Annotated in this window: 26 protein-coding genes; 13 read left to right on the top strand and 13 right to left on the bottom strand. The window is 68.9% G+C overall.

Features of this window, described 5'->3' with window-relative positions; translation table 11 throughout:
• Positions 1–14: 14 nt before the first annotated feature.
• Complete coding sequence (locus WS96_RS18260; RefSeq protein WP_059821911.1) at positions 15–545, bottom strand: GNAT family N-acetyltransferase; 531 nt, start codon at positions 543–545, stop codon at positions 15–17.
• Positions 546–748: 203 nt separating this feature from the next.
• Here WS96_RS18260 and WS96_RS18255 point away from each other — a divergent pair, with 203 nt between their 5' ends.
• The 3 genes from WS96_RS18255 to WS96_RS18245 all read left to right on the top strand — a co-directional run bounded on the left by WS96_RS18255 (position 749) and on the right by WS96_RS18245 (position 2,165).
• Entirely contained in the window at positions 749–1,114 is a 366-nt protein-coding gene (locus WS96_RS18255) for an ArsR/SmtB family transcription factor (protein ID WP_059834322.1), read from the top strand.
• The gene (locus WS96_RS18250; protein ID WP_059834320.1) at positions 1,086–1,571 is read left to right on the top strand and encodes an SRPBCC family protein; all 486 of its coding nucleotides are present in this window, start codon (positions 1,086–1,088) and stop codon (positions 1,569–1,571) included. The genes WS96_RS18255 and WS96_RS18250 overlap by 29 nt, the downstream gene beginning before the upstream one ends.
• A gap of 117 nt (positions 1,572–1,688) precedes the next feature.
• The gene (locus tag WS96_RS18245; RefSeq protein ID WP_059834318.1) at positions 1,689–2,165 is read left to right on the top strand and encodes an SRPBCC family protein; all 477 of its coding nucleotides are present in this window, start codon (positions 1,689–1,691) and stop codon (positions 2,163–2,165) included.
• A gap of 15 nt (positions 2,166–2,180) precedes the next feature.
• On the opposite strand, the gene WS96_RS18240 is transcribed toward WS96_RS18245, so the two are convergent.
• From WS96_RS18240 to WS96_RS18225, 4 genes are all read right to left on the bottom strand, one after another.
• On the bottom strand, positions 2,181–3,296 hold the full coding sequence (locus tag WS96_RS18240; protein ID WP_059834316.1) for an amidohydrolase family protein: 1,116 nt from the start codon (positions 3,294–3,296) through the stop codon (positions 2,181–2,183).
• Position 3,297: 1 nt separating this feature from the next.
• A complete protein-coding gene (locus WS96_RS18235; protein WP_059834314.1) occupies positions 3,298–4,605 on the bottom strand; it encodes an MFS transporter in 1,308 nt (435 codons plus the stop codon).
• 83 nt (positions 4,606–4,688) lie between these two features.
• Positions 4,689–5,981 carry a CaiB/BaiF CoA transferase family protein gene (locus WS96_RS18230; protein WP_059834311.1) on the bottom strand — a complete coding sequence of 431 codons (1,293 nt, stop codon included), beginning with the start codon at positions 5,979–5,981 and terminating at the stop codon, positions 4,689–4,691.
• On the bottom strand, positions 5,978–6,964 hold the full coding sequence (locus WS96_RS18225) for a hydroxymethylglutaryl-CoA lyase (protein WP_059834309.1): 987 nt from the start codon (positions 6,962–6,964) through the stop codon (positions 5,978–5,980). The genes WS96_RS18230 and WS96_RS18225 overlap by 4 nt, the downstream gene beginning before the upstream one ends.
• A 172-nt stretch (positions 6,965–7,136) precedes the next feature.
• Here WS96_RS18225 and WS96_RS18220 point away from each other — a divergent pair, with 172 nt between their 5' ends.
• Together WS96_RS18220 and WS96_RS18215 are read left to right on the top strand one after the other, a co-directional pair.
• Positions 7,137–7,955, top strand: coding sequence for an IclR family transcriptional regulator (locus tag WS96_RS18220; protein WP_059834307.1), 819 nt, complete (start codon positions 7,137–7,139; stop codon positions 7,953–7,955).
• Between the two features lie 144 nt (positions 7,956–8,099).
• Positions 8,100–8,738: a 2-hydroxychromene-2-carboxylate isomerase gene (locus tag WS96_RS18215; RefSeq protein ID WP_034205985.1), complete on the top strand. Its 639-nt coding sequence runs from the start codon at positions 8,100–8,102 to the stop codon at positions 8,736–8,738.
• Between the two features lie 28 nt (positions 8,739–8,766).
• Here WS96_RS18215 and WS96_RS18210 read toward each other — a convergent pair whose 3' ends face one another.
• A complete protein-coding gene (locus WS96_RS18210; RefSeq protein ID WP_059834305.1) occupies positions 8,767–9,750 on the bottom strand; it encodes a LysR family transcriptional regulator in 984 nt (327 codons plus the stop codon).
• A gap of 101 nt (positions 9,751–9,851) precedes the next feature.
• Here WS96_RS18210 and WS96_RS18205 point away from each other — a divergent pair, with 101 nt between their 5' ends.
• Together WS96_RS18205 and WS96_RS18200 are read left to right on the top strand one after the other, a co-directional pair.
• Positions 9,852–11,084: an MFS transporter gene (locus tag WS96_RS18205; RefSeq protein WP_059834543.1), complete on the top strand. Its 1,233-nt coding sequence runs from the start codon at positions 9,852–9,854 to the stop codon at positions 11,082–11,084.
• Between the two features lie 425 nt (positions 11,085–11,509).
• Positions 11,510–12,202 (top strand): phosphatase PAP2 family protein, encoded by a 693-nt coding sequence (locus WS96_RS18200; RefSeq protein WP_059834541.1) that lies wholly within the window; start codon positions 11,510–11,512, stop codon positions 12,200–12,202.
• Positions 12,203–12,304: 102 nt separating this feature from the next.
• On the opposite strand, the gene WS96_RS18195 is transcribed toward WS96_RS18200, so the two are convergent.
• Positions 12,305–12,964 carry a glutathione S-transferase family protein gene (locus tag WS96_RS18195; protein WP_059780097.1) on the bottom strand — a complete coding sequence of 220 codons (660 nt, stop codon included), beginning with the start codon at positions 12,962–12,964 and terminating at the stop codon, positions 12,305–12,307.
• Between the two features lie 122 nt (positions 12,965–13,086).
• Entirely contained in the window at positions 13,087–14,157 is a 1,071-nt protein-coding gene (locus WS96_RS18190; protein ID WP_059834302.1) for an MBL fold metallo-hydrolase, read from the bottom strand.
• 319 nt (positions 14,158–14,476) lie between these two features.
• Here WS96_RS18190 and WS96_RS18185 point away from each other — a divergent pair, with 319 nt between their 5' ends.
• Together WS96_RS18185 and WS96_RS18180 are read left to right on the top strand one after the other, a co-directional pair.
• A complete protein-coding gene (locus WS96_RS18185; protein ID WP_059821927.1) occupies positions 14,477–15,382 on the top strand; it encodes an HTH-type transcriptional regulator ArgP in 906 nt (301 codons plus the stop codon).
• A 153-nt stretch (positions 15,383–15,535) separates the two neighbouring features.
• The gene (locus tag WS96_RS18180) at positions 15,536–15,748 is read left to right on the top strand and encodes a DUF1059 domain-containing protein (protein WP_059834300.1); all 213 of its coding nucleotides are present in this window, start codon (positions 15,536–15,538) and stop codon (positions 15,746–15,748) included.
• 109 nt (positions 15,749–15,857) lie between these two features.
• Here WS96_RS18180 and ltaE read toward each other — a convergent pair whose 3' ends face one another.
• From ltaE to WS96_RS18165, 3 genes are all read right to left on the bottom strand, one after another.
• Entirely contained in the window at positions 15,858–16,871 is a 1,014-nt protein-coding gene (ltaE, locus tag WS96_RS18175; RefSeq protein ID WP_059834297.1) for a low-specificity L-threonine aldolase, read from the bottom strand.
• A 115-nt stretch (positions 16,872–16,986) separates the two neighbouring features.
• Positions 16,987–17,538: a YMGG-like glycine zipper-containing protein gene (locus tag WS96_RS18170; RefSeq protein ID WP_059834296.1), complete on the bottom strand. Its 552-nt coding sequence runs from the start codon at positions 17,536–17,538 to the stop codon at positions 16,987–16,989.
• Positions 17,539–17,551: 13 nt separating this feature from the next.
• On the bottom strand, positions 17,552–17,878 hold the full coding sequence (locus WS96_RS18165) for a hypothetical protein (RefSeq protein WP_059834294.1): 327 nt from the start codon (positions 17,876–17,878) through the stop codon (positions 17,552–17,554).
• A 469-nt stretch (positions 17,879–18,347) separates the two neighbouring features.
• On the opposite strand from WS96_RS18165, the gene WS96_RS18160 reads away from it, so the two are divergent.
• From WS96_RS18160 to WS96_RS18150, 3 genes are read left to right on the top strand one after another with little or no spacing between them, the layout of a single operon-like run.
• Positions 18,348–19,769, top strand: coding sequence for a cytochrome ubiquinol oxidase subunit I (locus WS96_RS18160; protein WP_059499471.1), 1,422 nt, complete (start codon positions 18,348–18,350; stop codon positions 19,767–19,769).
• Positions 19,770–19,798: 29 nt separating this feature from the next.
• Positions 19,799–20,806: a cytochrome d ubiquinol oxidase subunit II gene (gene cydB / locus WS96_RS18155; protein WP_059834292.1), complete on the top strand. Its 1,008-nt coding sequence runs from the start codon at positions 19,799–19,801 to the stop codon at positions 20,804–20,806.
• Positions 20,778–20,957 carry a hypothetical protein gene (locus tag WS96_RS18150; RefSeq protein ID WP_059499473.1) on the top strand — a complete coding sequence of 60 codons (180 nt, stop codon included), beginning with the start codon at positions 20,778–20,780 and terminating at the stop codon, positions 20,955–20,957. Before cydB ends, WS96_RS18150 begins: the two co-directional genes overlap by 29 nt.
• Before the next feature lie 251 nt (positions 20,958–21,208).
• On the opposite strand, the gene WS96_RS18145 is transcribed toward WS96_RS18150, so the two are convergent.
• Both WS96_RS18145 and WS96_RS18140 read right to left on the bottom strand, forming a co-directional pair.
• Positions 21,209–21,403 carry a YqaE/Pmp3 family membrane protein gene (locus tag WS96_RS18145; protein ID WP_059834539.1) on the bottom strand — a complete coding sequence of 65 codons (195 nt, stop codon included), beginning with the start codon at positions 21,401–21,403 and terminating at the stop codon, positions 21,209–21,211.
• Between the two features lie 179 nt (positions 21,404–21,582).
• Positions 21,583–23,259, bottom strand: coding sequence for an alkaline phosphatase family protein (locus WS96_RS18140; protein ID WP_059834290.1), 1,677 nt, complete (start codon positions 23,257–23,259; stop codon positions 21,583–21,585).
• A 251-nt stretch (positions 23,260–23,510) separates the two neighbouring features.
• Between WS96_RS18140 and WS96_RS18135 the strand changes: the two genes are divergently transcribed.
• Positions 23,511–23,732 (top strand): hypothetical protein, encoded by a 222-nt coding sequence (locus tag WS96_RS18135; protein ID WP_011548933.1) that lies wholly within the window; start codon positions 23,511–23,513, stop codon positions 23,730–23,732.
• The last annotated feature ends 2 nt before the right edge of the window (positions 23,733–23,734 follow it).

Genomic DNA, 23,734 nt, shown 5'->3' with positions numbered 1-23,734 from the left:
TTTGACGGATGCCATCACGCGAGCTGCTTGTGGAAATACGTCGTCGCGCAGAGCGCGCCGTCGGGCATCAGCGCGTAGTTCGGCACGACGCCCACGCGTTGCCAGCCGGCCCGCTCGTAGAGCCGCTCGGCGTCGCCGCCCGTCACCGTGTCGAGCACGAGCACGGTCTTGCCGGCGTCGCGCGCGGCCGCGTCGGCCGCCGCCATCAGCCGCGCGGCGATGCCCTGCCGGCGCGCGTGCCGCGACACGAGCATCTTCGCGACGTCCGCGCGATGCGGCTGGTTCTCGGGCTGCGCGGTCACGAGCTGCACGGTGCCGACGATGCGGCCCGACGCATCCTCGGCGACGAGCAGGATGCGCTCGTCGTTCGCGACGCCCTCGGCCACGCGCGTCCAGAACGCGACGGCGGTCGTCCGCTCGATCGGCAGCATGAAGCTGACGGATGCGCCGCCTTCGACGCAATCGATCAGCACGTCGGCCAGCGCATCGACACAGGCCATCGCTTCGCTCGCGCCGACGCGGCGGACGGTAACAGGTTCGGTCATGCCCTCTCCGGTAGTCAGATGGGCCGCATGCACGGTGCGGCATGGGCCGGAATCGGAACGCACGCCGGCCGGGTATCGAGGCTCTCGCGACGGCGGCAGGCGTCCGGTAACGTGGCGCCCGATCGGCGCGTGTTACCGCCCCATCATCGTACGCGACGGAAATTTTCGCTGCATCGGTTTCGACATCGTCTACACTTAGCCAAATGGATAACATTCAGTCCGGTATCAGCGACGTGTTCCATGCCCTCGCCGATCCGACGCGCTGCGCGATCGTCAGCGCGCTCGGCCAGGGCGAGCGGACCGTCTCCGCGCTGGCCGCGCCGTTCGACATGGCGCTGCCGTCGTTCATGAAGCATGTCGCCGTGCTCGAGCGCAGCGGCCTCGTGGCGACCCGGAAAACCGGCCGCTCGCGTACCTGCGCGCTGGTCGGCAGCCGGCTGACCGAGGCCGAGGCATGGCTCGCCGCGCAGCGCGCGCAGTGGGAAGCGCGATCCGATCGTCTCGTCGAATTCGTCGAACGCCGTCACCAGGAGGAGCAAGATGTCAGCAAGCCACGTGGAACCCGTTGAAGCCCACGATCTCGTCATCACGCGTACGTTGCGCGCGCCGTGCCACGCGCTGTGGCGCGCATGGACCGACCCCGAACTGCTGAAGGAATGGTGGTGCCCGAAGCCGTGGACCACCGAGGTACGCGCGTTCGACCTGCGGCCGGGCGGCGCCTTCCATACGTTCATGCGCGGCCCCGACGGCGGCACGAGCGACAACCCCGGCTGCTTCCTCGAAATCGTGCCGGAATCGCGCATCGCGTTCACGTCGATGCTCGCGGGCGGCTGGCGGCCGCAGGCGCCGTGGCTGGGCTTCACGGCGATCGTCACGATGGCCGACGACGACGCGGGCAGCCGCTACGAGGCGCGCGTGATGCATCCCGACGCCGCGACGCGCGAGCGCCACGAAGCGCTCGGTTTTTTCGAGGGCTGGAACACCTGCATCACGCAGCTCGACGCGTTCGCCGCCACGTTGCGCTGAACGCCGCCTCGCGCGCGGTCATTGCATGCCGCCGCGCCCGCGCCTAGGATTCCTGAAGGAAGCACGACGACACGCCGGGCGCCGGCGTGCACCGTCGCGCGCTACGCGGGAGGCGACATGTTGCACACGCACACGCATTCGACCCGGGTCAGCCGGCACCTGAACGCCCCGCGCGGGCGCGTCTACCGCGCGCTGCTCGACCCGCACGCGGTCGAGCAATGGAAAGTGCCCGACGGCATGACCTGCCGCGTGCACGCGTACGACACGCGCGAAGGCGGCGCGCTGCGCGTGTCGCTGAGCTACGACACGCCGTCGGCCGGCACCGGCAAGACCACCGCGCACACCGACACCTATCACGGCCGCTTCGTCACGCTCGTGCCCGACCGGCAGATCGTCGAGATCGATGTATTCGAAACCGACGATCCGATGCTGCGCGGTGCGATGACGATCACGATCACGCTGTCCGACGAAGCGGGCGGCACGCGCGTGGACGCCGTGCACGACGGCGTGCCGCCCGGCGTGCCGGTCGCCGACAACGAGACCGGCTGGCAGATGGCGCTGGCGCGGCTCGCGGCGCTGGTGGAAGCCGGATGACGCCGCGCAAGCGCATCAGCCGAGCCGGTACACCCGCGTGACCGTACCGCGGAACAGCGCGTCGCGCTCGTCCGCGCCGGCCTGCGCGGTCAGTCGCTTGAACGCGTTCCAGCCGTTCACGAACGCATACGATCCCTTGTCGACCGGGAAATTGCTCTCGAACATGCAGCGCCCGGGGCCGAATGCGTCGATGCAGGTCATCATCCACGGCTTCCACGCGTCGGCGAGCTGCGCCGACGACGGCGGCTTCGCGCCTTTCTCGAAATCGAACCCGTTGATGCGCATCCCGAGGCCGCCGACCTTCACGTACACGTTCGGCAATTGCGCGAGCATACGCATCGACGCCGACCAGCGCGCGAACACCTCGGGCCGCTTGTCCGCATAGCTGCCGATCCGCACGACACCGCCGCAATGATTGACGATGATCCGCGTGTCCGGGTTTGCTTTCGCGAGATCGAACAATTCGGGCAACTGAGGGAAAAACAGCCATGCGTCGTACGACAACCCGAGCGGCGCGAGCTGCGCGACGCCGGCCCGGTACGCGGGATCGAGCAGCAGCCCGCGCGGCACCGCCGACAACGGATTGGCGAGCGTCGGATCGGCATCCCACGTGCTCAAGTGCCGCACGCCGCGAAACCGCCCGCGCCCGACTTCCACATGCGCTTCCAGCACGTCGCGCACGCGTTCGCCGAGCCGCAGGTCCGCGTGACCGACGATGCCTTTCGCGACGGCCACGGGGCCGTGCTGCAGCGGCTCGGTCACGCCGGCAACATAGGCCGTCTCGCCTACCGGCTTCAGTTCCGCCGGGCCTGAATCGCGATAGCGCGTCTGCGCCTGCATGTAGACGGACGCCTGGATGTTGTGGCCCGAGCGTGCGTCCTGCAGATAGTCGTCGAGCATGTAGATCCAGCCCGGCCGTTCGTAGAAGTGATGATGCGCGTCGACGATCGGCAGGTCGGGCTCGAGTGCCGGTTCGAGCGCCGACGCGAGCCAGTCGGGACGGACCGCGAGGTAGTTGCTTTGCGTCATGCGGGGAGCTCCGTCGTGGGCCGGCGTGTCGGCGAACGCGGGCAGCGCGAGCGATGCGGCGGTCGCACCGATCAACCGGCGCCGTTTGATCGAAAAGGTCATGTCATTCGCTCCGGTCGAACGCGTACAGCGACAGCGTGAGCAGTGTCGTGATCGCCAGGACGATCGCGAGGCCGAGCATCCCGGCCGTGAACGTGCCGAAGCCGTCCTTCAGGTAGCCGACGAGATAGGGGCCCGCGAAGCCGCCGAGCGCGCCGATCGAATTGATCAGCGCCAGCCCGCCGGCCGCGGCCTGGCCGGACAGGAAGCGCGACGGCAGCGTGTAGAAGATCGTGCGGCCGGCAATCGTGCCGATCAGCGCGAGCGTGATGCCGACGAGCGCCGGCCCGAGGGTCAGGAAATGCGTCGACACGCCGAGCGCCACCGCGCCGATGAGCAAGCCGATCGCCAGGTTCGCGACCGGCCCGCCGCGACGGTCCACCCGCTTCGCCCACCACAGCAGCGCGACCGTTGCGAAGAAGTAAGGCACCGCGGACAGCCAGCCGGTCTGCATCGTCGACATCCCGTGCGCCTTCAGCATTTGCGGCAACCAGATGCCGATTCCGTACGAGCCCATCGTGAAGCCGAACGAAATCAGCGCGAGCACGTACACGCGCACGTCGCGCAGCGCGACGCCGAAGCGCTTCTTGCGGCCGGCCGCCGCGCCGTCGCGCTCGAACGCACGCTGCAGCGCGGCACGCTCGTCGTCCGACAGCCACGCGGCATTCGCCGGCGAATCGGACAGCAGCTTCAGCACGAGGAAGCCGAGCGCGCACGCGGGCAGCCCTTCGACGATGAACATCCATTTCCAGCCGGCGAGTCCGAGCGTGCCGTCGAGCTGCAACAGCCACGTCGACAGCGGGCCGCCGATCAGCGACGACAGCGGCGTCGACACGGTGAACCACGCGAGCACGCGCGTGCGGTAGCTCGCGGGAAACCACACGGCGAGGAAGAAGATCACGCCGGGAAAGAATCCGGCTTCGCCGATGCCGAGCAGCAGCCGGATCGCGTAGAAACTCGTCGGCCCGGTCGCGAGCGCGGTCGCGGCCGCCATCAGCCCCCACGTGATCATGATCCGGGCGAGCCAGCGGCGCGCACCGAAGCGGTACAGCGCGAGATTGCTCGGCACTTCGAACACGCAGTAGCCGGCAAACATGATCCCGGCGCCCCAGCCGAACTGCATCGCGGTCAGCCCGAGATCGCGGTTCATCGTCAGCGCCGCGAAGCCCACGCTCGTGCGGTCCAGATAGTTGAAGAAATACGCGAGCGCGAGCAACGGGATGAAGCGCCACGCGGCCTTGCGCACCGCGCGTTGCTCGATCGACGCGTCGGCCTCGCGATCGGCGGCCAGCGCCGGGGAAGCGGATGTCATGGTTGTCTCCGTGGATGCGGCGCTCCTCCCCCGCGCGGCGCGCGGCCGGGACGCCTTTGTTCGTTCGATGAATCGCGGCTGCGCTATGCGCTCGCCACTTCGTTCGCCGAAGGCGCGCCGCCCGGCCCGTCGCCGTGCGCGGCGACGTCCGTGCCGGTCGGCCCCGCGACGACGCCCGCCTCGATCAGCGCACGCGCGTCGTCGGGCGTGTAGCCGAGCTCGCCGAGCAGCGCGCACGTGTCCTGGCCGAGCGCGGGCGGCGCCGAGCGCAGCCGCAGGCGCTCGCCTCCGAGCGTCAGCGGCAGCAGCGCGGTGCGCGTGTCGACCGGCCGCCCGGCGCTGCTCGCGTCGGCCGGCAGCGTCACGGCTTCGAGGCCGCCCGTGGCGAGCAGATGCGGATCATCGAACAGGTCCTGCGGCTTCGTGATCGGCGCGTACGGCAGGCCCGTCGATTCGAAGATCGCGCCGATCTCCGCGGCCGAGTACGGCGCAAGCCGCGAACGCAGCTCGGGCAGCAGCCAGTCGCGCGCCTGCACGCGCAGGTTGTTGGTCGCGAGGCGCGGATCTTCCTTCAGCGCGGCCAGGCCGAACGCATCGCAGAACAGCGCCCACTGCGTGTCCGACACGACCGCGAGAAAAATCTGTTCGTCATCCTTGACGGAGAACACGTCGTAGACGGCCCACGCGGAAATCCGGCTCGGCATCGGCGACGCGGCCTGCCCGGTCACCGCGAACTGCATCATGTGCTGCGCGACGAGGAACACGTTGTTCTCGAACAGCGAACTCTGCACCTGCTGGCCGCGGCCGGTGCGCTCGCGCTGCGCGAGCGCGGCCATCGCACCGATCGCGCCGAACATGCCGCCCATGATGTCGTTCACGCTCGCGCCCGCGCGCAGCGGCCGCCCTTCCGGGCCCGTCATGTAGGCCAGGCCGCCCATCATCTGCACGACCTCGTCGAGCGCGGTGCGATGCTCGTACGGCCCCGGCAGGAAACCCTTGTGCGACACGTACACGAGGCGCGGATTCAGCGACTCCAGCGCCGGATAGCCGAGACCGAGCCGGTCCATCGTGCCGCTCTTGAAGTTCTCGCTGAAGACGTCCGCCGTCGCGACGAGCCGCCGCACGATCTCCAGCCCGCGCGGATCCTTCACGTCGACCGCGACGCTCTTCTTGTTGCGGTTGAACATCCCGAAGAAGCCCGCGCCGGAACCCCGCAGCGCCCGCGTGCCGTCGCCCGCGATCGGCTCGATCTTGATCACTTCCGCGCCGAGATCCGCGAGCAGCATGCCGCACGTCGGGCCCATCACCATGTGCGTCATCTCGATCACGCGCACGCCCGCGTACGGCAGCGCGGCGGCCGGTTGCCGATCATTCATCGTGCGACTCCCGCCACGCAACCTTCCGGTTGCACGGCCGATGACGCGCGGCCGTCCGCATAGCGAAAGCCCTTCGGCAACCCCGCGTCGGGCACGTGGCCGTACAGCGCGTCGGACGGCAGCGCCGCATGCAGGATCGCGCGCGCGGCGAGCAGCGCGTCGACGTCGATGCCCGTGTCGTATCCCATCGCCTCGAGCAGGAACACGAGATCCTCGGTGACGATGTTGCCGGTGGCGCCCGGCGCATAGGGGCAGCCGCCCAGGCCACCCTGGCTCGCGTCGATCGTCGTCACGCCCGCGTCGAGCGCCGCGACGACGTTCGCGAGCCCCTGCCCACGCGTGTTGTGGAAATGCGCGCCGCCGGCCTTGTCGCCGACTTCGCGCCGCAGCCGCGTGAACAGCCGGCGCACCTGCGCGGGATTCGCATAACCGCTGGTATCGGACAGGCCGATCTCGTCGACCCCGCATTCGGCCATCGCGACGGCCATCGCGATCGTCTCGTCGTCGGAGACCGCTCCGGCCATCGTGCAACCGAACGCAACCGACACGCCCGCCTCGATCTGCACCGACGGAAACCGCGCGTCGCGCAGCGCGACGATCGCGCGCACCTCGTCGATCATCTGCGCGGGCGTCTTGCGGATGTTCGCGAGCGAGTGCGCTTCGGTCACCGATACCGGCAACGTCAGCTTGTGGACGCCCGCGTCGAACGCGCTTTCGGCACCGCGCAGGTTCGGCGCGAGCGCGGCGACGTGCAAACCGGGAATCGCGAGCGCGTGCGCCACGACTTCGCGTACGTCGGCCATTTGCGGCAACAGCGTGGCCGGCACGAACGACCCGACCTCGATCTCGCGCAGGCCGGCCGCGGCCAGCGCGGTGATCCAGTGCAGCTTGGCGGCCGTCGGCATCACGGTCTTGATGCTCTGCAGCCCGTCGCGCGGCCCGACCTCGCTGACCAGCACCGCCGGATTTTCGGAAACCTTCATTCGACACCTCATCGTTCTATCTGAAAGAACATAGTTCTGTTTGATAGAACTTTAAGTGTGCGTCGAACGGGCGATAAGCGGGGTATACCCGTGAAATCGCGTTTTTCTGGAACTTGTGTTCTGCCAGATAGAACGATATAGTCCGCCGACCATCATTCGAAGGAAGCAGGCCGTGCCCAGGAATCCAGCAGATCACGCTCGCGACCCAGCCGATCCGGCGACGGAAGAAGCGTCCAGCGGCGTCGCCGTGCTCGACCGCGCGTTCGCGATCCTCCGTGCGTTCGGCCCGACCGACGACCGGCTGTCGCTCGCCGAACTGTCGCGCCGCACCGGGCTGTACAAGAGCACGATCCTGCGCCTGCTCGCCGCGCTCGAGCATGGCGGCTTCATGCGCAAGCTCGACGACGGCCAGTACGCGATCGGGCACGAACCGTTGCGGCTCGCCGCGCTGTACCAGCGCTCGTTCCGCGTCGGTCCGGTGGTCGAGCCGCTACTCGAGACGCTGAGCCGCGAACTCGGGGAAACGGCATCGTTCTATGTGCGCCAGGGCGACGTGCGCTCCGTGCTCTATCGCGTCGAGCCCGCGCGGGCGGTGCGCGTATCGATCCGCGTCGGCGAGGAGTTTCCGGTCGGCCAGGGCGCATCGGGGAAGGTGCTGCTGGCCTTCACCGACACGCAGGACGCCCGCTGGAGCGACGTGCGCGAACAGCTGTGGGCCGCGTCGTACGGCGAGCGCGACCCGGAGACGGCATCGGCGTCCGTGCCCGTGTTCGGCGCGGCCGGCGAATGCGTCGGCGCGCTGACGGTGTCGGGCCCGAAGTCGCGGCTCGCCGCCGCGCCGGCGATGACGGCGGCGCTCGCGATGCTGCTGCCGCTCGCGCAGAAGGCGACCGTCGCACTCGGCGGCGCGGGCGCGCGCTACGACGCGCCCGCCGTGCGCGACAGTCTCGCGCGGCTCGCATCGTCGGCGGACGACGCCGCCCGGTCGTAGGGAGCCGACTGCATCCGGCACGCGACACGGCAGCGCGAACGGCAGCCGCATGCGACACTGGCCGCCGATGCACGCAGCGCGCCGTTCGCAGGCAACGCACCGCGCGTGCAACCGTCAACCGGACCCGCACGAGGAGACACCGCGATGAACGCCGCGCGCACCGCCACCTGGTATTTCGATTTCGTTTCGCCGTTCGCCTACCTGCAACAGGAACGGTTCGACCGGTTGCCGCCCGCCGCCGCGTTCGAACCGCGGCCGATCGTGCTCGGCGCGCTGCTCGCGCACTGGGGCCAGAAAGCGCCGGCGGAAATCGCGGCCAAACGCGTGTTCACCTATCGGCATGCGCAATATCGCGCGGACAAGCTCGGCATTGCGTTCCGGATGCCGCCCGCGCATCCGTTCAATCCGATCAGGCCGCTGCGCCTCGCGATCGCGATGGGCAGCTCGCCAGACGCGATCCGGCGGATCTTCCGGCATATCTGGCGCGACGGCCAGGACGTGTCGACGCCGGCAGGCTTCGCCGCGCTGTGCGAAGCGGTCGGCTTTCCGGAAGGCGTGACGGCTGTCGAGGCCCAGCCGGTCAAGGACGCGTTGCGCGCGAACACGGATCGCGCGATCGCCGACGGCGTGTTCGGCGTGCCGACCTTCGCACTCGACGGCGACCTGTTCTGGGGCGAGGACGCGACCGACATGTTCGTCGACTGCGCGACGTCGCGCGCATGGCTCGATTCGCCCGAAGTCCGCCGCATCAGCGCGCTGCCCGAAGGGATCCGGCGCGGCTGACGGCGCCCCCCCGCCGACGTCGCCCGCTTCAGCCGTCGCGCCCTTCGACGAGCGCCGGCACGGCCTCGCGCATCATCGCCGCGAACCGCACGAGCCGCGACGGGTAGAACTGCGCATGCGGATAAGTCAGGTAGACGGGCAGCGGCGCGGCCTGCCATTCGGGCGCGAGGTGCACGAGATCGCCGCGCGCGAGATCGTCGGCCAGCATCCATGACGATCCGACACATGCGCCGACGCCCAGCAGCGCCGCGCTGCGCAGCGCATACAGGTTCGCGGTCGTGATGCGCGGGCGGATCGCGATGCGCCGCGTGTCGCCGGTCGCTGCATGCGTGAGCGCGAGCTCGGTACGGTAATACGTGCGCAACGCGAGCCACGGCAGCGCGGCGAGCGCGTCCGGATCGGCCGGCACGTCGGCGCCGTTCAGTATGGACGGCGCGGCGACCACGAAGCGCGGCACCTTCGTCAGCCGGATCGCGACCACGCCCGGATCGGTCGGCTCGCCGACCTGGATCGCGCAATCGATGCCGCTGCCGACGAAATCGCGCACCTCGTCCTGCAGCAGCCACTCGACCGACACGCGCGGATAGTCGCGCAGGAACTGCGCGAGCGGCGCGACGAAACGCTGCTGCCCGAACGCATGCGGCACCGCGACGCGCAGCAGCCCGTCCGGCTCCTCCTGCGCGCCGCGCAAATCGGCCTCGAACGCCGCCCAGCTCGCCAGCAGCTCCTTCGCCCGCTTGAAGCAACGCTCGCCGTCGACGGTCAGCCGCATCGTATGGGTCGTGCGTTGCAGCAGCCGCATGCCGAGCGAATTCTCCAGCGCCTGCAACCGCCGGCTGACGGTCGGCTGCGTCGTATGCAGCTGCACGGCGGCGGCCGACAGGCTGCCGGCCTCGACTATGCGCACGAAGGTTTCCATCAGCTCGAAACGATAGCCGGCGCCGTCAACCGGCACCGTCTGAATGCGCCGAGACCCGCCAGCAGCGGGAGAGGAAGAGGATTTTTCGGTCATGCATGCAGCGTATAACAAATCTGCGCCAGCCGGTACTACCGTCGCCGGCCGCGTACCGCCACACTCGCGTCCATTCCATTCTTCAACCGAGGATGTACGCGATGTCCACCCCGACCCGTCTCGACACCACGCCCCGCGTGGCGCATGCCCCGGCCCATCCGGCCGCCCATTCGATGCCCGATCGCCGGCTCGTGCTGCTGCTCGCAGCGGCCGCCGGCCTCGGCGTCGCCCCGCTCTACTACGCACAGCCGATGCTCGGCGCGCTCGCGCCCGATCTCGGCGCATCGGCGCGAGCGATCGGCTTCGTGCCGACGCTCACGCAGCTCGGCTATGCGCTCGGCATCCTGCTGCTCGCGCCGCTCGGCGACCGCTTCGACCGGCGCCGCGTGATCGTGACCAAGGCCGCCGCGCTGGTCGTCGCGCTGCTGCTGGCCGCCGTCGCGCCGTCGCTCGGGTTGCTGCTCGCGGCGAGCTTCGCGATCGGTCTCGCCGCGACGATGGCGCAGGACGTCGTACCGGCCGCCGCGACGCTCGCACACGACGCGCATCGCGGCCGCATCGTCGGCACGGTGATGACGGGGCTGCTGCTCGGCATCCTGCTGTCGCGCGTCGTGGCCGGATTCGTCGCCGAGACGGCCGGCTGGCGCGCGATGTTCGCGCTCGCGGCCGTCAGCGTCGCCGCGATCGGCGCCGTGGCCGCACGCGGGTTGCCGCGCTTCGAGCCGACCACGCGGCTGCCGTATCGCGCGCTGATCGGCTCGCTCGGCGCGCTGTGGCGCGACCATTCGGCACTGCGCCGCGCCGCCCTCGCGCAGGGGCTGCTGGCCGTCGGTTTCAGCGCGTTCTGGTCGACGCTCGCGGTGATGCTGCACGACGCGCCGTTCCACCTCGGCAGCGCGGCCGCCGGCGCCTTCGGCCTCGCGGGCGCCGCGGGCGCGCTGGCCGCCCCGATCGCCGGGCGCCTCGCCGATCACCACGGCCCCGAGCGCGTCACGCGGATCGGTATCGGCATCGCGACGGTGTCGTTCGCGTCGATGGCCGCTGCGCCGCTGATGTCGCCGCATGCGCAGCTCGTCCTGCTCGCGCTCGCGACGATCGGCTTCGATCTCGGCGTGCAGGCCACGCTGATCGCGCACCAGGCGATCGTCTACCGGATCGATCCCGCATCGCGCAGCCGCCTCAACGCAGTGCTGTTCGTCGGTATGTTCATCGGGATGGCAGCCGGCGCCGCGATCGGCAGTTCGTTGCTCGCGCAACTGGGCTGGAACGCGGTGACCGCGCTGGCCGTCGCGACGTCGCTGGCCGCGCTCGCCGTGCGGGTGTGGCGCAACTGACGCCGGGTATCGCGTCAGGCCGGCGGGCAAGCCCACGCGGTTTGCCCGCTTTTTTTATTTTCGATCGACGCGCGCGTGACGCTGCGCCGTGCGGCAGATTCGCACCGCTCCGGCGCGGCAATCGCTCATCCGGCGCAAGGACGGCGGCGGCTCGCCGAATTGTCCAGTTCACCCAAATATTTTTCCGACGCACGTGCACGCCCGCCCGCAAACGTCGGATGAATCGCCCTGCCGCACCGCACGGCGCTCTCCCATCCGGCCCCACCATACGGCCCCGGTTTATCAGGGGATTCCCGGTATTTTTTCGCATTTTCTTCGAAATAACGGGTGACATACTTGCCCCCCGTTGCGCTCCGTGCGAGCGCGCTTTCCGATCCAGCTGGCCGCCCGTCATGTGCTGCGCGTCCGCCCGGGTCGCACAGGACATGAACGATTTCGACACCACGATCCAGATCTTCCTCACCCACGTGACGTTCGGCCCGTTGATGAATCACGCGATCCGCGTGATCGCGGGCCTCTACACGTTCAAGGGCTTCGTGCTCGTTCCCGTGCTGTGCTGGCTGTGGTTTCAGCCCGGCCCGAACCGCGAACGGCAACGCGAGCTGGTCGTCGCCACCGTCGCGAGCGGGCTCATCGCGCTGGCCGTCGGCCGCGTGCTTGCGCAGGTGCTGCCGTTCCGCGTGCGGCCGATCTACAACCCCGACCTGCACCTGCACTTTCCGTCGGCCGGACTGCGCGCGGCGACGCTGCAGACATGGAGTTCGTTTCCGAGCGATCACGCGATGCTCTGGATGGCGATCGCGACCGGCATCTTCATCATCGCGCGCCGCATCGGCATCGTCGCGCTGCTGTATTCGGTCGTGTTCATCTGCCTGCCGCGCGCGTATCTCGGCTTTCACTATCCGACCGACCTGATCGCGGGCGCGGCGATCGGCATCGCGATCGCATGGCTGCTGACGCGCGACGCGGTCCGGTCGCGCTTCGCGCCGGCGGTGCTGGAGATGATCCGGCGCTTTCCCGCGCCGGCCTATACGCTCGCGTTCCTGCTGTGCTTCGAGTTGATCACGCAGTTCGACGAGTTGCTGACGCTCGCGCAGTCGGCCACGCACACGATGTGACGGGCGCCCCCGCGATGCTGCCGCTGCTGCTGTCGTTCCGTCGCCCCGGCGCGCGCTGCCGGCCATGCGCGGCCGCGGCACGCGGTGCGACGGCCGCGCCCGTCAGTCGCGATCGGGCGCGCCGAGCGGAAAGAACGAACGATACGGTCGTGCCTCGTCGACCGCGCGCGCGAACGACGGCCGCGCGAGCAGACGCTTGCGGTACGCGATCACGTTCGCGAACGCCGGGTCGATCCGGTGCGTCCAGTCCGCGTAGAACAGGAACGGCGCCGCGCCGCAATCGGCGAGGCTGAAGCGGTCGCCGGCCGCCCATTCGCGATCGGCCATCGTCTTGTCGAGCCACGCATACGACGTGTCGAGCATCGCGCGCGCATCGGCCACCCCACGCGCATCGCGTTCGGCTTCCGGCCGCAGCGCATCGAACACGACCTTCTGCTGCGGCGTCGCCACGTAGTTGTCGAAGAAGCGATCCATCGTCCGCACCTCGAGCGCCGCGCGCGGATCGTCGGGCAGCAGGCGCACGGGGCCCGGATGGTGCAGGCCGAGATACTCGATGATGATCGACGCCTCGATCACCGTGCGGCCCGCGTCGACGAGCACCGGGAAACGCTTCAGCGGCCACAGCGCGGCGAGCTCCTGCATCGGCTTCGGATCGTCGTGCGCGAGCACGCGATAGTCGAACGGCGTGCCGTTCTCGTACAGCGCGGTCAGCACTTTCTGGCAGTAAGACGAAAAGGGATGGGCGTAAAGCGTCGGCATCATGGACGGTCTCTCGGGTTTCGGCGCCGCGTCATGCGGCGCCACATGATCGGATACCTTGACGACGAACGGCGCCCGGCCGTTTCGACATCGATCCGGAATTTTTTTCGAGGGACTGCCGGGGCCTACGAGCGGCCATCCGTCACGACACGCCCTTCGGCACGCCAGCGCAGCATCCCGCCGCCGAGATTCGCGACCGCGTCGAAGCCGGCCTTCTTCAGGATCACCGTCGCCTGCGCGGAGCGCCCGCCGGCCCGGCACACGGTCACGACCGGCCGCTCGCGCGCGATCTCGCCGGTGCGCGCGGCCAGTTCGCCGAGCGGGATCGGCATCGCGCCGGGCAGATGGCCGAGCGGGCCCGCGAATTCGTCCGGTTCGCGCACGTCGACGACCTGCACGGCCGGCAGATGATCCTCGAGCCATTGCGGATCGATTTCCCAGAAACCGGCGAACGTATAGACGAGCGGCGCCCAGTCGGCCGCCGCCCGCGCATCGGGCGCGTTCGCGGCGACGCCGCACTGGAGATTCGCCGGCACCGCGACGTCGATCTGGCGCGGGTGCGCGAGCCCGAGGTTGCGCATGTAGCCGGCGAAATCGTCTTCGCTGAGATCGCCGCCGAGGCGCGGGTTGAAGCGCCGCTCCTCGCCGACGCTCGTCACCGTGAGCCCGCGATAATCGTGCGCCGGATACAGCAGGCACGCGGCCGGCAGCGTGAAGAGCCGGCCGTGCACCGCGCGATACAGCGCGCGCGGGTCGCCCTGCTGGAAGTCGGTGCGGCCGGTGCCGCGGATCAGCAGGCAATCGCCGGTGAATGCCATCGATTCGTCGTCGAGCACGAGGCTGATGCACCCGCTCGTGTGGCCGGGCGTCGCGCGCACGGTCAGGTAGCGCGAGCCGAACATGCAGCGGTCGCCGTCGTTCAGGTAGCGGTCGGCGCCCTGCGCGCCGCTCGCCGCCGAGATCGCGATCGCGCTGCCCGTGTGCTGCTTCAGGAGCCACGCGCCCGTCACGTGATCGGCATGCACGTGCGTGTCGACGGTCGCGACGAGCCGCAGCCCGAGTTCGTCGAGCAGCGCCGCGTCGCGGCGCACCTGCTCGAACACGGGATCGATCAGCAGCGCCTCGCGCGATGCGCCGTCGGCGAGCAGATACGTGTACGTCGACGATTGCGGGTCGAAAAGTTGCCGGAAGATCATGGCGCTGGTGCTCCGTTGCGGGTGCTTCAGTGGGTGTAGTCGAATCGGCATGCTGCATGGCGTCGCCGGGCGTCGGCGTCGGCGTCGGCGTCGGCGTCGGCGTGACGATATCGCCACTGCGCGAGCGGCATCGGCCACCGCGGTTCGCACATTCACACAGCGTAGATCAAAATGCCCGCGCCGCCGGCATCGCCCTGCGCGGCAACCGATTCCGTCGACGAATCGCGCACGGCGGGACGCTGCGCGGCACCGGGGCCGCCGCGCACGCTGCCTTACACTACGGCCTGTTCTCGTCTCCGATCACAGGAATGCCCCCGACATGTCGATGACGATCGATCCGAAGCAGGCCGCCGCGCTGCTGGCCGTCGCCGACACCGGCAGCTTCGAGCAGGCGGCCGTGCGCCTGCACGTGACCGCGTCCGCCGTCACGCAGCGGGTCCGCGCGCTGGAGGCGAGCCTCGGCACGCCGCTCGTGCTGCGCACGCGGCCGTGCCGCCCGACCGTCGCCGGGCAGCGCGTGCTGCAGCACCTGCGCCGCGTCGCGCTGCTGCAGGCCGACCTGCAGAGCATGCTCGCGGCCGAGCGCGAATCGCCGATCTCGGTGACGATCGCGCTGAATGCCGACAGTCTCGGCACGTGGTTCCTGCCCGCGCTGACGTCCGTGCTCGCGGGCGAGCGGATCCTGTTCGAGCTGATCGTCGAGGATCAGGATCACACGTTCGCGCTGCTCGAAAGCGGGATGGCGGTCGGCTGCGTGACGACCGAGCCGAAGCCGATGCGCGGCTGCATCGCGACGCCGCTCGGCACGATGCGCTACCGGCTGCTCGCCGCGGCCGCGTTCGCCGGTCGCTGGTTCCCGCGCGGCCTGAACCGCACGAGCGCGCGCCACGCGCCCGTCGTCGCGTATTCGCGGCGCGACACGCTGCAATCGTCGTTTCTGAAGGAGAAGTTCGGCTTGCCCGAAGGCGCGTACCCGTGCCACTACGTGCCGGGCACCCATTCGCACTTCGCCGCGGTGCGGCACGGGCTCGGCTACGCGATGGTGCCGGAGCCGCTGATCGGCGCCGCGCCGCTCGATGCGCAGGGGCTCGTCGATCTCGCGCCCGCGCATCCGACCGACGTCACGCTGTACTGGCACGCGTGGACCGTGCAGTCGCCGACGATGGCGTCGCTATCCGCGCGGGTCGTCGAAGCGGCGCGCCGGCTGCTCGCGCCGTTGCCGTAACGCGCTGGCGCGGACGATCGACGTTGCCGGCGCGGGATGCACGGCGACAGGAAAGTCGGCCGCGCCGCCTATACTTTTTCCATCGGCCTCGCGAACGCGCCGCGCGGCCGACCATCCAGGTCCGGCCGTTCCCTTTCGTGTGAGGAGAACATCATGTCCCGCCGCTATATCGATTGCCGCGAGTTTCCCAGCGCGACGCATTGCTCGGTCGCAATCTGCGCCGACTCCGACAACGAACTGCTGGAGGCCGCCGTGCAACATGCGGTCTCGGTCCACCAGCACACCGACAGCGCCGAACTGCGCACGCAGCTGAAATCGCTATTTCACGACGGCACACCGCCCGCCGACATGCCGCGGCAAGCGTGACCCGCCGGCACGGCAACGATCGATCGACCACGCGCCGCGTCACCCCCTCGTGCGTGACGTCATGTCGTACGACGCCGCGCCGGCCCGTCGCCGGCCGGCGCGTTCCGCTTCACGCGCGACGCTGCGCGAAATACGCGCCGACCGCGCCGACGAACGTGTCGATGTCCGCGCGCGACACGTCGCAATGCGTGACGAAGCGCGACGCATACAGCATCTGCGTGAGGATCCCGCGCGCCTTGAGCCACGCCTCGAGCGGCGCGCAATCGGCTTCGGGGAATTGCGCGAACACCATGTTCGTCGCATGCGACAGCACCTTCACCGCGTCGATGCGCGCGAGGCCGGCCGCGAGATGCGCGGCATTCGCGTGATCGTCCGCAAGCCGCTCGACGTTGTGATCGAGCGCATACAGGCACGCCGCCGCGAGAATGCCCGACTGGCGCATCCCGCCGCCCAGCACCTTGCGCCAGCGCTGCGCGCGCTCGATCAGCGCACGGCTGCCGACCAGCACCGAGCCGACCGGCGCACCGAGCCCTTTCGAGAAGCAGATCGACACGGTGTCGAACGGCGCGCACAGCTCGGCGATCGGGCGACCCGATGCGACGGCCGCATTGCATACGCGCGCGCCGTCGAGGTGCGTGGACAGCCCGCGGCTGCGCGCGAACGCGACGGCTTCCTGCACATAGCCTTCCGGCAAGACCTGGCCGCCGATCGTGTTTTCGAGCGCGAGCAGCCGCGTGCGGGCAAAGTGATTGTCGAGCGGCTTGATCGCCGCGGCGATCTTCGCGAGCGGCAGCGTGCCGTCCGGCGCGTTCTCGATCGGCTGCGGCTGGATGCTGCCGAGCACGGCCGCGCCGCCGCCCTCGTACTTGTAGGTGTGCGCGAGCTGGCCGACGATGTACTCGTCGCCGCGCTCGCAATGCGACATCAGCGCGGCCAGGTTGCTCTGCGTGCCGCTCGGGAAGAACAGGCCGGCCTCCTTGCCGGCGCGCTCGGCCGTCACCGCCTGCAGGCGCAGCACGGTCGGGTCGTCGCCCCAGACGTCGTCGCCGGTTTCGGCGGCGGTCATTGCAGCCAGCATCGCCTGGCTCGGACGTGTCACGGTATCGCTGCGTAAATCGATCATCGCTGTGCCCTGAGTAAACGAGCCGGCATCCCTGCGTCCGGCCCTGCCGAAAACGAGACTCAGAGTGTACGCAATTCACGCAGCGCGTGCCGATCGAGGCACGCGATCGCGCGGATCAATATCGCGGCGGCGGCTGGACGCCCGCCGGCGGCATCGGCGGCACCGCGCGCGGCGCCGTCGTGCCGTATCCGCCCCCGCCATACCCGCCGCCGCTACCGCCGCTCATGCCGCCCGGCACCGGCACGCGGTTGCCGGTCGCATACATGCACTGCAGATACGCGTAGTCGTAGCGGCGCTGGACATCGTAGGCCGAGCCCTGCGCGGCACCCGCGCCGACGACGCTGCCCGCGAGCAGCCCTGCGCCCGCGCCGACCGCCGCGCCGGTGCCGCCGTTGAATGCGGCGCCGGCCGCCGCGCCGAGCGCGGTGCCGACGGCGGCGCTGCCGACCGCGCTCGCGGTCGACGCCTGCCCGGCGCTCACGCCGCCCGATTGCTGGAACGCATACTGGCGGCAACTGCCGTCATCCGCGCGGAACTGGTCGAACGACTTGCCGGTACCCGGCAGCGCCATCACGCTCGGGCCGGTCGGCATGTATGCGCATGCGCCGAGCAGCGCGGCCAGCGCCAGCGCGACCGGCACGCGCAGCGGTCGAATTACGGTCTTCATCGTCGCGCCTCCGTCACTGCGGCCGCGCCGGCACCGCGCGCCAGCCCGACTTGCAGGTCTTCACATACGGGTAGTAATGCTTCGACGCGTCGCAGTAGTACCAGAGGCTCGCGTCGCCGTCGTCCTGCGGCTGCCCCTTCTCGACATACTCGGGCGGCGGCGGCGGAGCGACCGGCACCGCGACGACGGGCGGCGGGTAGTAGTACGGCGCAGGTACGACGGGGGCGTAGTACGGGTAGCCGGGGCCGATATAGACCCCGACCCGGGCGGCATGCGCCACGCCGCCCGTCGCGACCGCCACCGCGGCCGCCGCGCCCAGCGCGAGCTTCAATCCATTCACGTCACGTTCTCCGGCAGGCCGGTTCGTCGATCCGAACCGGACATCCCGAACGCTACGCCGCACGCGATCCGGTTTCCATTACGAGCGGGCGCGCGAATGTTGCGCGACGTTACCCGTGTGACGGACGCCCCGCCCGTTCGGACGCGCGCGTTACGCGTTTAACGCATCGAAACCGATCGCCGTCCCGGCACACGGTTGTCGTCCGCGCAAAACCGTTCCGATGACGCGACGCGCCATATTGACGCACGTGCGTCAGACCGCCACGCCGCGGCCACGCGCGCCGCGAACGACCTTCTTGATACGAATCAACGATTTATCCGGAAATCGCGCGCGACGGGCTGGACATCTGCGACGAGTTGGCGCATTTCGCGGTGCAACATCGCGACCCATACTCCAGCCAACCCCGACGCTGTCCGCCGGGGTCCGCCGGCACCCGCCGGCGGGTATCGTCAAGCCTCGGTCAACTGGTATGGACACCGCACTTTCGGCCCTCGATCTGGCCCGCCTGCAATTCGCGTTCACCGTCTCCTTTCACATCGTCTTTCCGGCGCTGAGCATCGGCCTCGCCAGCTTCATCGCCGTGCTCGAATATCGCTGGCTGAAGACCGGCAAGCAGTACTACAAGACGCTCTGTCTGTTCTGGTCGAAGATCTTCGCGGTCGCGTTCGGGATGGGCGTCGTGTCCGGCGTCGTGATGAGCTATCAGTTCGGCACCAACTGGTCCGGCTTCTCGAGCTTCGCCGGCGCCGTCACCGGCCCGCTGCTGATGTACGAGGTCATGACCGCGTTCTTCCTCGAAGCCGGCTTCCTCGGCATCATGCTGTTCGGCTGGAACCGCGTGAGCCCGCGCGCGCACTTCGGCGCGACGCTGATGGTCGCGATCGGCACGCTGATCTCGACGTTCTGGATTCTCGCGTCGAACAGCTGGATGCAGACGCCGCAGGGCTTCGAGATCGTCGACGGCCGCGTCGTGCCGACCGACTGGTTCGCGATCGTCTTCAACCCGTCGTTCCCGTACCGCCTGTTCCACATGGCGATCGCCGCGTTCATCGTCGCCGCGCTGGTGGTGGCCGCGACGGGCGCGTGGCATCTGCTGAAGGGCCGCCGCGACAAGGGCGTGAAGAAGATGTTCTCGATGGCGCTGTGGCTGCTGCTGGTGCTCGCGCCGCTGCAAGCCGTGATCGGCGACCAGCACGGCATCAACACGCTGAAGCACCAGCCCGCGAAGATCGCCGCGATCGAAGGGCTGTGGGAAACCGAAAAGGGCGGCACGCCGCTCAACCTGTTCGGCATCCCCGACATGAAGGCGGAGACGACCCGCTACGCGGTGAAGGTGCCGCACCTCGGCAGCCTGATCCTCACGCACAGCTGGGACGGCGAGATCCGCGGGCTGAAGGACTTCCCGCCGCAAGACCGCCCGAATTCGACAGTCGTGTTCTGGAGCTTCCGGATCATGGTCGGCCTCGGCTTCGCGATGATCGGCCTCGCCGCGCTCGCATGGCTGCTGCGCCGCCGCGGCCGCCTGTACGAATCGAAGGGGTTCCAGCGCTTCGCGCTCGCGATGGGTCCGACCGGTTTCGTGTCGCTGCTCGCGGGCTGGGTGACGACCGAAGCCGGCCGCCAGCCGTGGGTCGTGTATGGCGTGATGCGCACCGCGCAGGCCGTGTCGCCGCTGTCGGTGCAGCAGGTCAGCCTGTCGATGATGACGTTCGTGATCGTGTACTTCCTCGTGTTCGGCACCGGCGTGTACTACATGCTGAAGCTGATGAAGGCCGGCCCCGCGCTGCCCGCCGTCGAGCACGACGCGACGCACGACCTGCCGGACACGCGCCCCGATCACACCGCGCGCCGCCCGATGTCGGCCGTCGACGAGCTGATCGAGACCGTCTGAGCCCACCCTTTCGCATACGAGAAAAACCTATGGACGTCACCGTAATCTGGGCCGCGATCATCGCATTGGGGCTCTTCATGTACGTCGTACTCGACGGCTTCGACCTCGGCATCGGCATCGTCTTCCCGTTCTTCCCGGACGAGCGGGAGCGCGACCTGATGATGAACACGGTCGCGCCCGTGTGGGACGGCAACGAGACCTGGCTCGTGCTCGGCGGCGCCGGGCTGTTCGCGGTATTTCCGATCGTCTATTCGACGGTGCTGTCGGCGCTGTACCTGCCGCTGATCTTCATGCTGGTGTGCCTGATCTTCCGCGGCGTGTCGTTCGAGATCCGCGCGAAGGCGCGGCGCACGAAGCAGCTGTGGGATCTCGCGTTCATCGGCGGCTCGGCCGGCGCGACGCTGTTCCAGGGGATCGCGCTCGGCGCGTTCCTGCAGGGCATCGACGTGAAGGACGGCGTGTACGCCGGCGGCGCATTCGACTGGCTCACGCCGTTCAGCCTGCTGACGGGCCTCGGCCTGATCGTCACGTACGCGCTGCTCGGCTGCTGCTGGCTCGTCGCGAAGACGGAAGGCGACCTGCAGCGGCGCCTGCATCGCGTCGTGTGGCCGCTGACCGTCGTACTGCTCGGCTTCATCGCGATCGTCAGCCTGTGGACGCCGCTGCAGGATCCGGCCATCGCGCAGCGCTGGTTCGATTCGGGCCTGTTCTGGCGCCTGCTGCCGGTGCCGTTCCTGGTGGCCGCGTGCGCGGTGTGGATGCGTCGCGCGGTACGCGACCGGCACGACATGACGCCGTTCGTGCTCGCGCTGGCGCTGGTGCTGCTCGGCTACGTCGGTCTGCTCGTCACGCTGTTCCCGTATGCGATTCCCCAGACGATGACGATCTGGGAAGCGGCGGCGCCGCGTTCGAGCCAGACCTTCACGCTGGTCGGCGCAGCGGTTATCCTCCCGATCATCATCGCCTACACGACGATGGGTTACTGGGTATTCCGAGGCAAGGTGCGCCATGAAGACCAGCATTACTACCACCACTGATTCCGCCGATCGCCCGCCTGCGGCGCCGCGGCCGCGGATGCGCGGCTGGATGTGGTTCGTCGTTCTGTGGGCGGGCGGCGTGATCGGCGCCGTCACGCTCGGCTATGCTTTCAAGATCTTCATGAATCTCACGCTGTTTGCGGTGAAGTAGGCGAAGCGGCCGCCCCGGGTCGAACGATGGCCCGGGCGGCCGTTTTGTCGTCGGGCCGCAGCTTTGGCCAGATGCATCAAGCGACGCATCGTGCATCCGCTCCTGCGGAGACGGCATCAGGCCGAACCACTCACGAATCCGCCATTCAGGCAGAAATCTATACAAATCACATCGCGGATGTGAGTAAAACAGATAGATTTCTACCAAAATACGAACCGCGCCGCTGAATCGATCAACCGCACACTGCGCGTCTACCCCCGCCCGCGCAACGCCGCCTCGATCTTGCGATCGGTCTTGTACTGGCTCAGCGCATACACCGACCAGATCGCGGCCGGCAGCCAGCCGATGATCGTGACTTGGAGGAGCAGACAGATGATCCCGGCGATCGGGCGGCCGATCGTGAAGAACTGGAACCACGGGAGCAGCAGGGCAAGCAGAAGGCGCATGAACGATCCTCTCGGTACGTCGTTGAACGGGTGATGCGCGACGAATATGCCGGTGCATGCGCCCGAATTCAAGCCATGCACCGGCATCGCGGCGCCTCGATCCGCCAGGCGCCGCGTTCATCGCACTTCTCTTCCGCAGCGCCCGCGTCATGCCGCGGGCGCGCCGCCGTTCCCGGCGCTCAACGCTCGATACCGAGCCCCGGCAGCACGCGCGTATTCTCGGCCACGACCGCCTGCAGCAGGCGCGGGTCGGCGCCGAGCAGCGCGAGGATCGTCGGCGCGACCTGCTTCGTGCCGACGAGATCGTTCACCGTGCGCGCACGATGCAGGCCCGGATACGACACGAGCAGGCCGAGGTGGCTGTCGTCCGGCGCGTTGCCGCCGTGCTCCTCGTCCTTCTTCGTGCTCGACGTGTAGATCACGCCCGGATTCGGCTGGACGACGATGTCCGGCGTGCGGCCGTTGGCCGGATCGCCGAAGCGGTCGGCGAGCGCCGCGCCGTACAACACGTACGCCTGCGGGCCGTCCGCGCAGATCCCCGGCGCGTTGCAGCCGAGATTCGCCTTCAGCGTCTGGACGACCGCCGTGCGCTGGCTGCGATCGCGCAGCCAGATCAGCCCGACGTCGTCGGTCTGCACGAAGCCCGTGCCGACCAGGCCCGAACCGTCGTTCAGGTTGCCCGTCGCCGTGTTGTTCTGGCCGAAGTTGCCGTTCGGGTCGATGAAGTTGTTCGCTTCGAGCAGCTTCGTCAGCGTGTCGCCGTTCTTCACGAGCTTCGTGTGATCGGTCGGCGACTGGCCGTGCTTCGACGTGACGATCACGGCCGTCGACGTGTACAGGTTGGCCTGCTTCAGCGCCGCGACGACATGGCCGATCGCGTCGTCGACGTACGTGATCGCGTTCGCGACCTGCCCGTTCGGCGTGAAGTCGGCGTCGAGATAGCCGCCGCCCTTCGCGACCGGCGCCTTCTGCGCGACGCTCAGCGTCTGGAAGTTCGCGCCGAACAGCGTCGGCACCGGCGCGTTCTTCGTGCCGGTCGAATCGCGGCCGCCGATCTGGTTGATCAGCGCCTGCACGTGCAGGTTGTCGAAGCGCGCGGTGTGCGAGTAGACGTCCGTATAGTCGGTGTTGGTCGTCGGGTCGATCGAATTGATCTCGGTGCGCATCAGATCGTCGACGCCGGTGCCCGACGGGCCGTTCAGCCAGTCGTACCCCCACGCGTGCTTGTCGGCCCATGCGGTGCGCGCATTCGGCACGCCGGCCTTCACGGCCTCGAACACGGTGTTGGTCTTCACGTAGTTGTGCGGGTAGACCGGCACGCACTGGCCGTTGACCTTCGCATGCGGGATCGCCTGCGGATTGAACGCGCCGCCGCCGTCGAGGTGCACGAGCGCGCCGCCGTTGAACGCATCGATGCCGGTCGTCTCGTCGAACACGACGTTCCAGCCCTGCTTGCCCGAGCACGTCGTGTCGCTCGGCGCGTACAGGTTGCGGTCGTACGACACGTCGTAGAACAGGCCGGCCGTCTTCGGCGAGCCGCCCGTCACGAGCGCGGCGAGGCCCGGGAACGAATCCGACAGGCCCGGCGTGTACGCATTCGCGTACGTCACGCCGCTCTTCGCGAGCACCGCGATGTTCGGGCACGTATTCGCACCGATGCAGCGCGCGAGATCCTGTTCGTGCAGACCGTCGATGCTCAGCAGCAGCACGTGCTTCACGACGCGGCTCGTCCGCCCGTTGCTCTCGCCTTGAGCGTTGCCGTCCTGTTGCGCCGCATGCGCGCCCGCGCTGGCGAGCGCCAGCGCACCCGCCACCATCACCGCCATTTTCCGTTGCTTGATGAACCTGGAAATCATCACCCCACCTCACCGATTGATGTTGAACTACGCGACTTGCCGTCAGGCGCGCAAAATATCGCCGGATCGTGCGGCGGTCGGATGAAGCGGGGCTTTCTGTTCTCTGTCAAACGTAACCAATCGCAAATGACACGAAGCCGTCGCAATACGCGGCCATCGCGTGCGCCGGCCCGCGCGGCCGGATTTTTTTTCGGCTTGGCCCGCGACTATTGGCGTGTGATAAAGGGTTTTCCCTGACCCGGAGCACGACTATGTCAACCCTGGAAGCTCTCCGGTTCGTGCTGGACGATGCACGTACCCCCGAAATCATTCGCCATCACGTCGTCGACGCGCTGCAGTACGCGTTGCGCAACTACGGCCAGGTGTTCACCGCGAAGGAAGTCGAATGGCTGACGCAGTGGGACGACGCGCGTCTGCCGCTGGCCGCGAGGAAGGAGCTGGACAAGCGCGAACCGGCGATCGCCGGGCGCTGACA

Source organism: Burkholderia sp. MSMB1835 (assembly GCF_001526365.1).
GTDB lineage: Bacteria > Pseudomonadota > Gammaproteobacteria > Burkholderiales > Burkholderiaceae > Burkholderia.
Note: the sequence above shows the minus strand (reverse complement) of the source record. Positions and strands in the feature narration are given on the sequence as shown.

What these genes read in the sequence shown, in the direction of transcription:
- WS96_RS18260 (WP_059821911.1), bottom strand. Translation starts at nt 545, where the DNA reads ATGACCGAACCTGTTACCGTCCGCCGCGTCGGCGCGAGCGAAGCGATG.
- WS96_RS18255 (WP_059834322.1), top strand. Translation starts at nt 749, where the DNA reads ATGGATAACATTCAGTCCGGTATCAGCGACGTGTTCCATGCCCTCGCC.
- WS96_RS18250 (WP_059834320.1), top strand. Translation starts at nt 1,086, where the DNA reads ATGTCAGCAAGCCACGTGGAACCCGTTGAAGCCCACGATCTCGTCATC.
- WS96_RS18245 (WP_059834318.1), top strand. Translation starts at nt 1,689, where the DNA reads ATGTTGCACACGCACACGCATTCGACCCGGGTCAGCCGGCACCTGAAC.
- WS96_RS18240 (WP_059834316.1), bottom strand. Translation starts at nt 3,296, where the DNA reads ATGACCTTTTCGATCAAACGGCGCCGGTTGATCGGTGCGACCGCCGCA.
- WS96_RS18235 (WP_059834314.1), bottom strand. Translation starts at nt 4,605, where the DNA reads ATGACATCCGCTTCCCCGGCGCTGGCCGCCGATCGCGAGGCCGACGCG.
- WS96_RS18230 (WP_059834311.1), bottom strand. Translation starts at nt 5,981, where the DNA reads ATGAATGATCGGCAACCGGCCGCCGCGCTGCCGTACGCGGGCGTGCGC.
- WS96_RS18225 (WP_059834309.1), bottom strand. Translation starts at nt 6,964, where the DNA reads ATGAAGGTTTCCGAAAATCCGGCGGTGCTGGTCAGCGAGGTCGGGCCG.
- WS96_RS18215 (WP_034205985.1), top strand. Translation starts at nt 8,100, where the DNA reads ATGAACGCCGCGCGCACCGCCACCTGGTATTTCGATTTCGTTTCGCCG.
- WS96_RS18210 (WP_059834305.1), bottom strand. Translation starts at nt 9,750, where the DNA reads ATGACCGAAAAATCCTCTTCCTCTCCCGCTGCTGGCGGGTCTCGGCGC.
- WS96_RS18205 (WP_059834543.1), top strand. Translation starts at nt 9,852, where the DNA reads ATGTCCACCCCGACCCGTCTCGACACCACGCCCCGCGTGGCGCATGCC.
- WS96_RS18200 (WP_059834541.1), top strand. Translation starts at nt 11,510, where the DNA reads ATGAACGATTTCGACACCACGATCCAGATCTTCCTCACCCACGTGACG.
- WS96_RS18195 (WP_059780097.1), bottom strand. Translation starts at nt 12,964, where the DNA reads ATGATGCCGACGCTTTACGCCCATCCCTTTTCGTCTTACTGCCAGAAA.
- WS96_RS18190 (WP_059834302.1), bottom strand. Translation starts at nt 14,157, where the DNA reads ATGATCTTCCGGCAACTTTTCGACCCGCAATCGTCGACGTACACGTAT.
- WS96_RS18185 (WP_059821927.1), top strand. Translation starts at nt 14,477, where the DNA reads ATGTCGATGACGATCGATCCGAAGCAGGCCGCCGCGCTGCTGGCCGTC.
- WS96_RS18180 (WP_059834300.1), top strand. Translation starts at nt 15,536, where the DNA reads ATGTCCCGCCGCTATATCGATTGCCGCGAGTTTCCCAGCGCGACGCAT.
- ltaE (WP_059834297.1), bottom strand. Translation starts at nt 16,871, where the DNA reads ATGATCGATTTACGCAGCGATACCGTGACACGTCCGAGCCAGGCGATG.
- WS96_RS18170 (WP_059834296.1), bottom strand. Translation starts at nt 17,538, where the DNA reads ATGAAGACCGTAATTCGACCGCTGCGCGTGCCGGTCGCGCTGGCGCTG.
- WS96_RS18160 (WP_059499471.1), top strand. Translation starts at nt 18,348, where the DNA reads ATGGACACCGCACTTTCGGCCCTCGATCTGGCCCGCCTGCAATTCGCG.
- cydB (WP_059834292.1), top strand. Translation starts at nt 19,799, where the DNA reads ATGGACGTCACCGTAATCTGGGCCGCGATCATCGCATTGGGGCTCTTC.
- WS96_RS18150 (WP_059499473.1), top strand. Translation starts at nt 20,778, where the DNA reads ATGAAGACCAGCATTACTACCACCACTGATTCCGCCGATCGCCCGCCT.
- WS96_RS18145 (WP_059834539.1), bottom strand. Translation starts at nt 21,403, where the DNA reads ATGCGCCTTCTGCTTGCCCTGCTGCTCCCGTGGTTCCAGTTCTTCACG.
- WS96_RS18140 (WP_059834290.1), bottom strand. Translation starts at nt 23,259, where the DNA reads ATGATTTCCAGGTTCATCAAGCAACGGAAAATGGCGGTGATGGTGGCG.
- WS96_RS18135 (WP_011548933.1), top strand. Translation starts at nt 23,511, where the DNA reads ATGTCAACCCTGGAAGCTCTCCGGTTCGTGCTGGACGATGCACGTACC.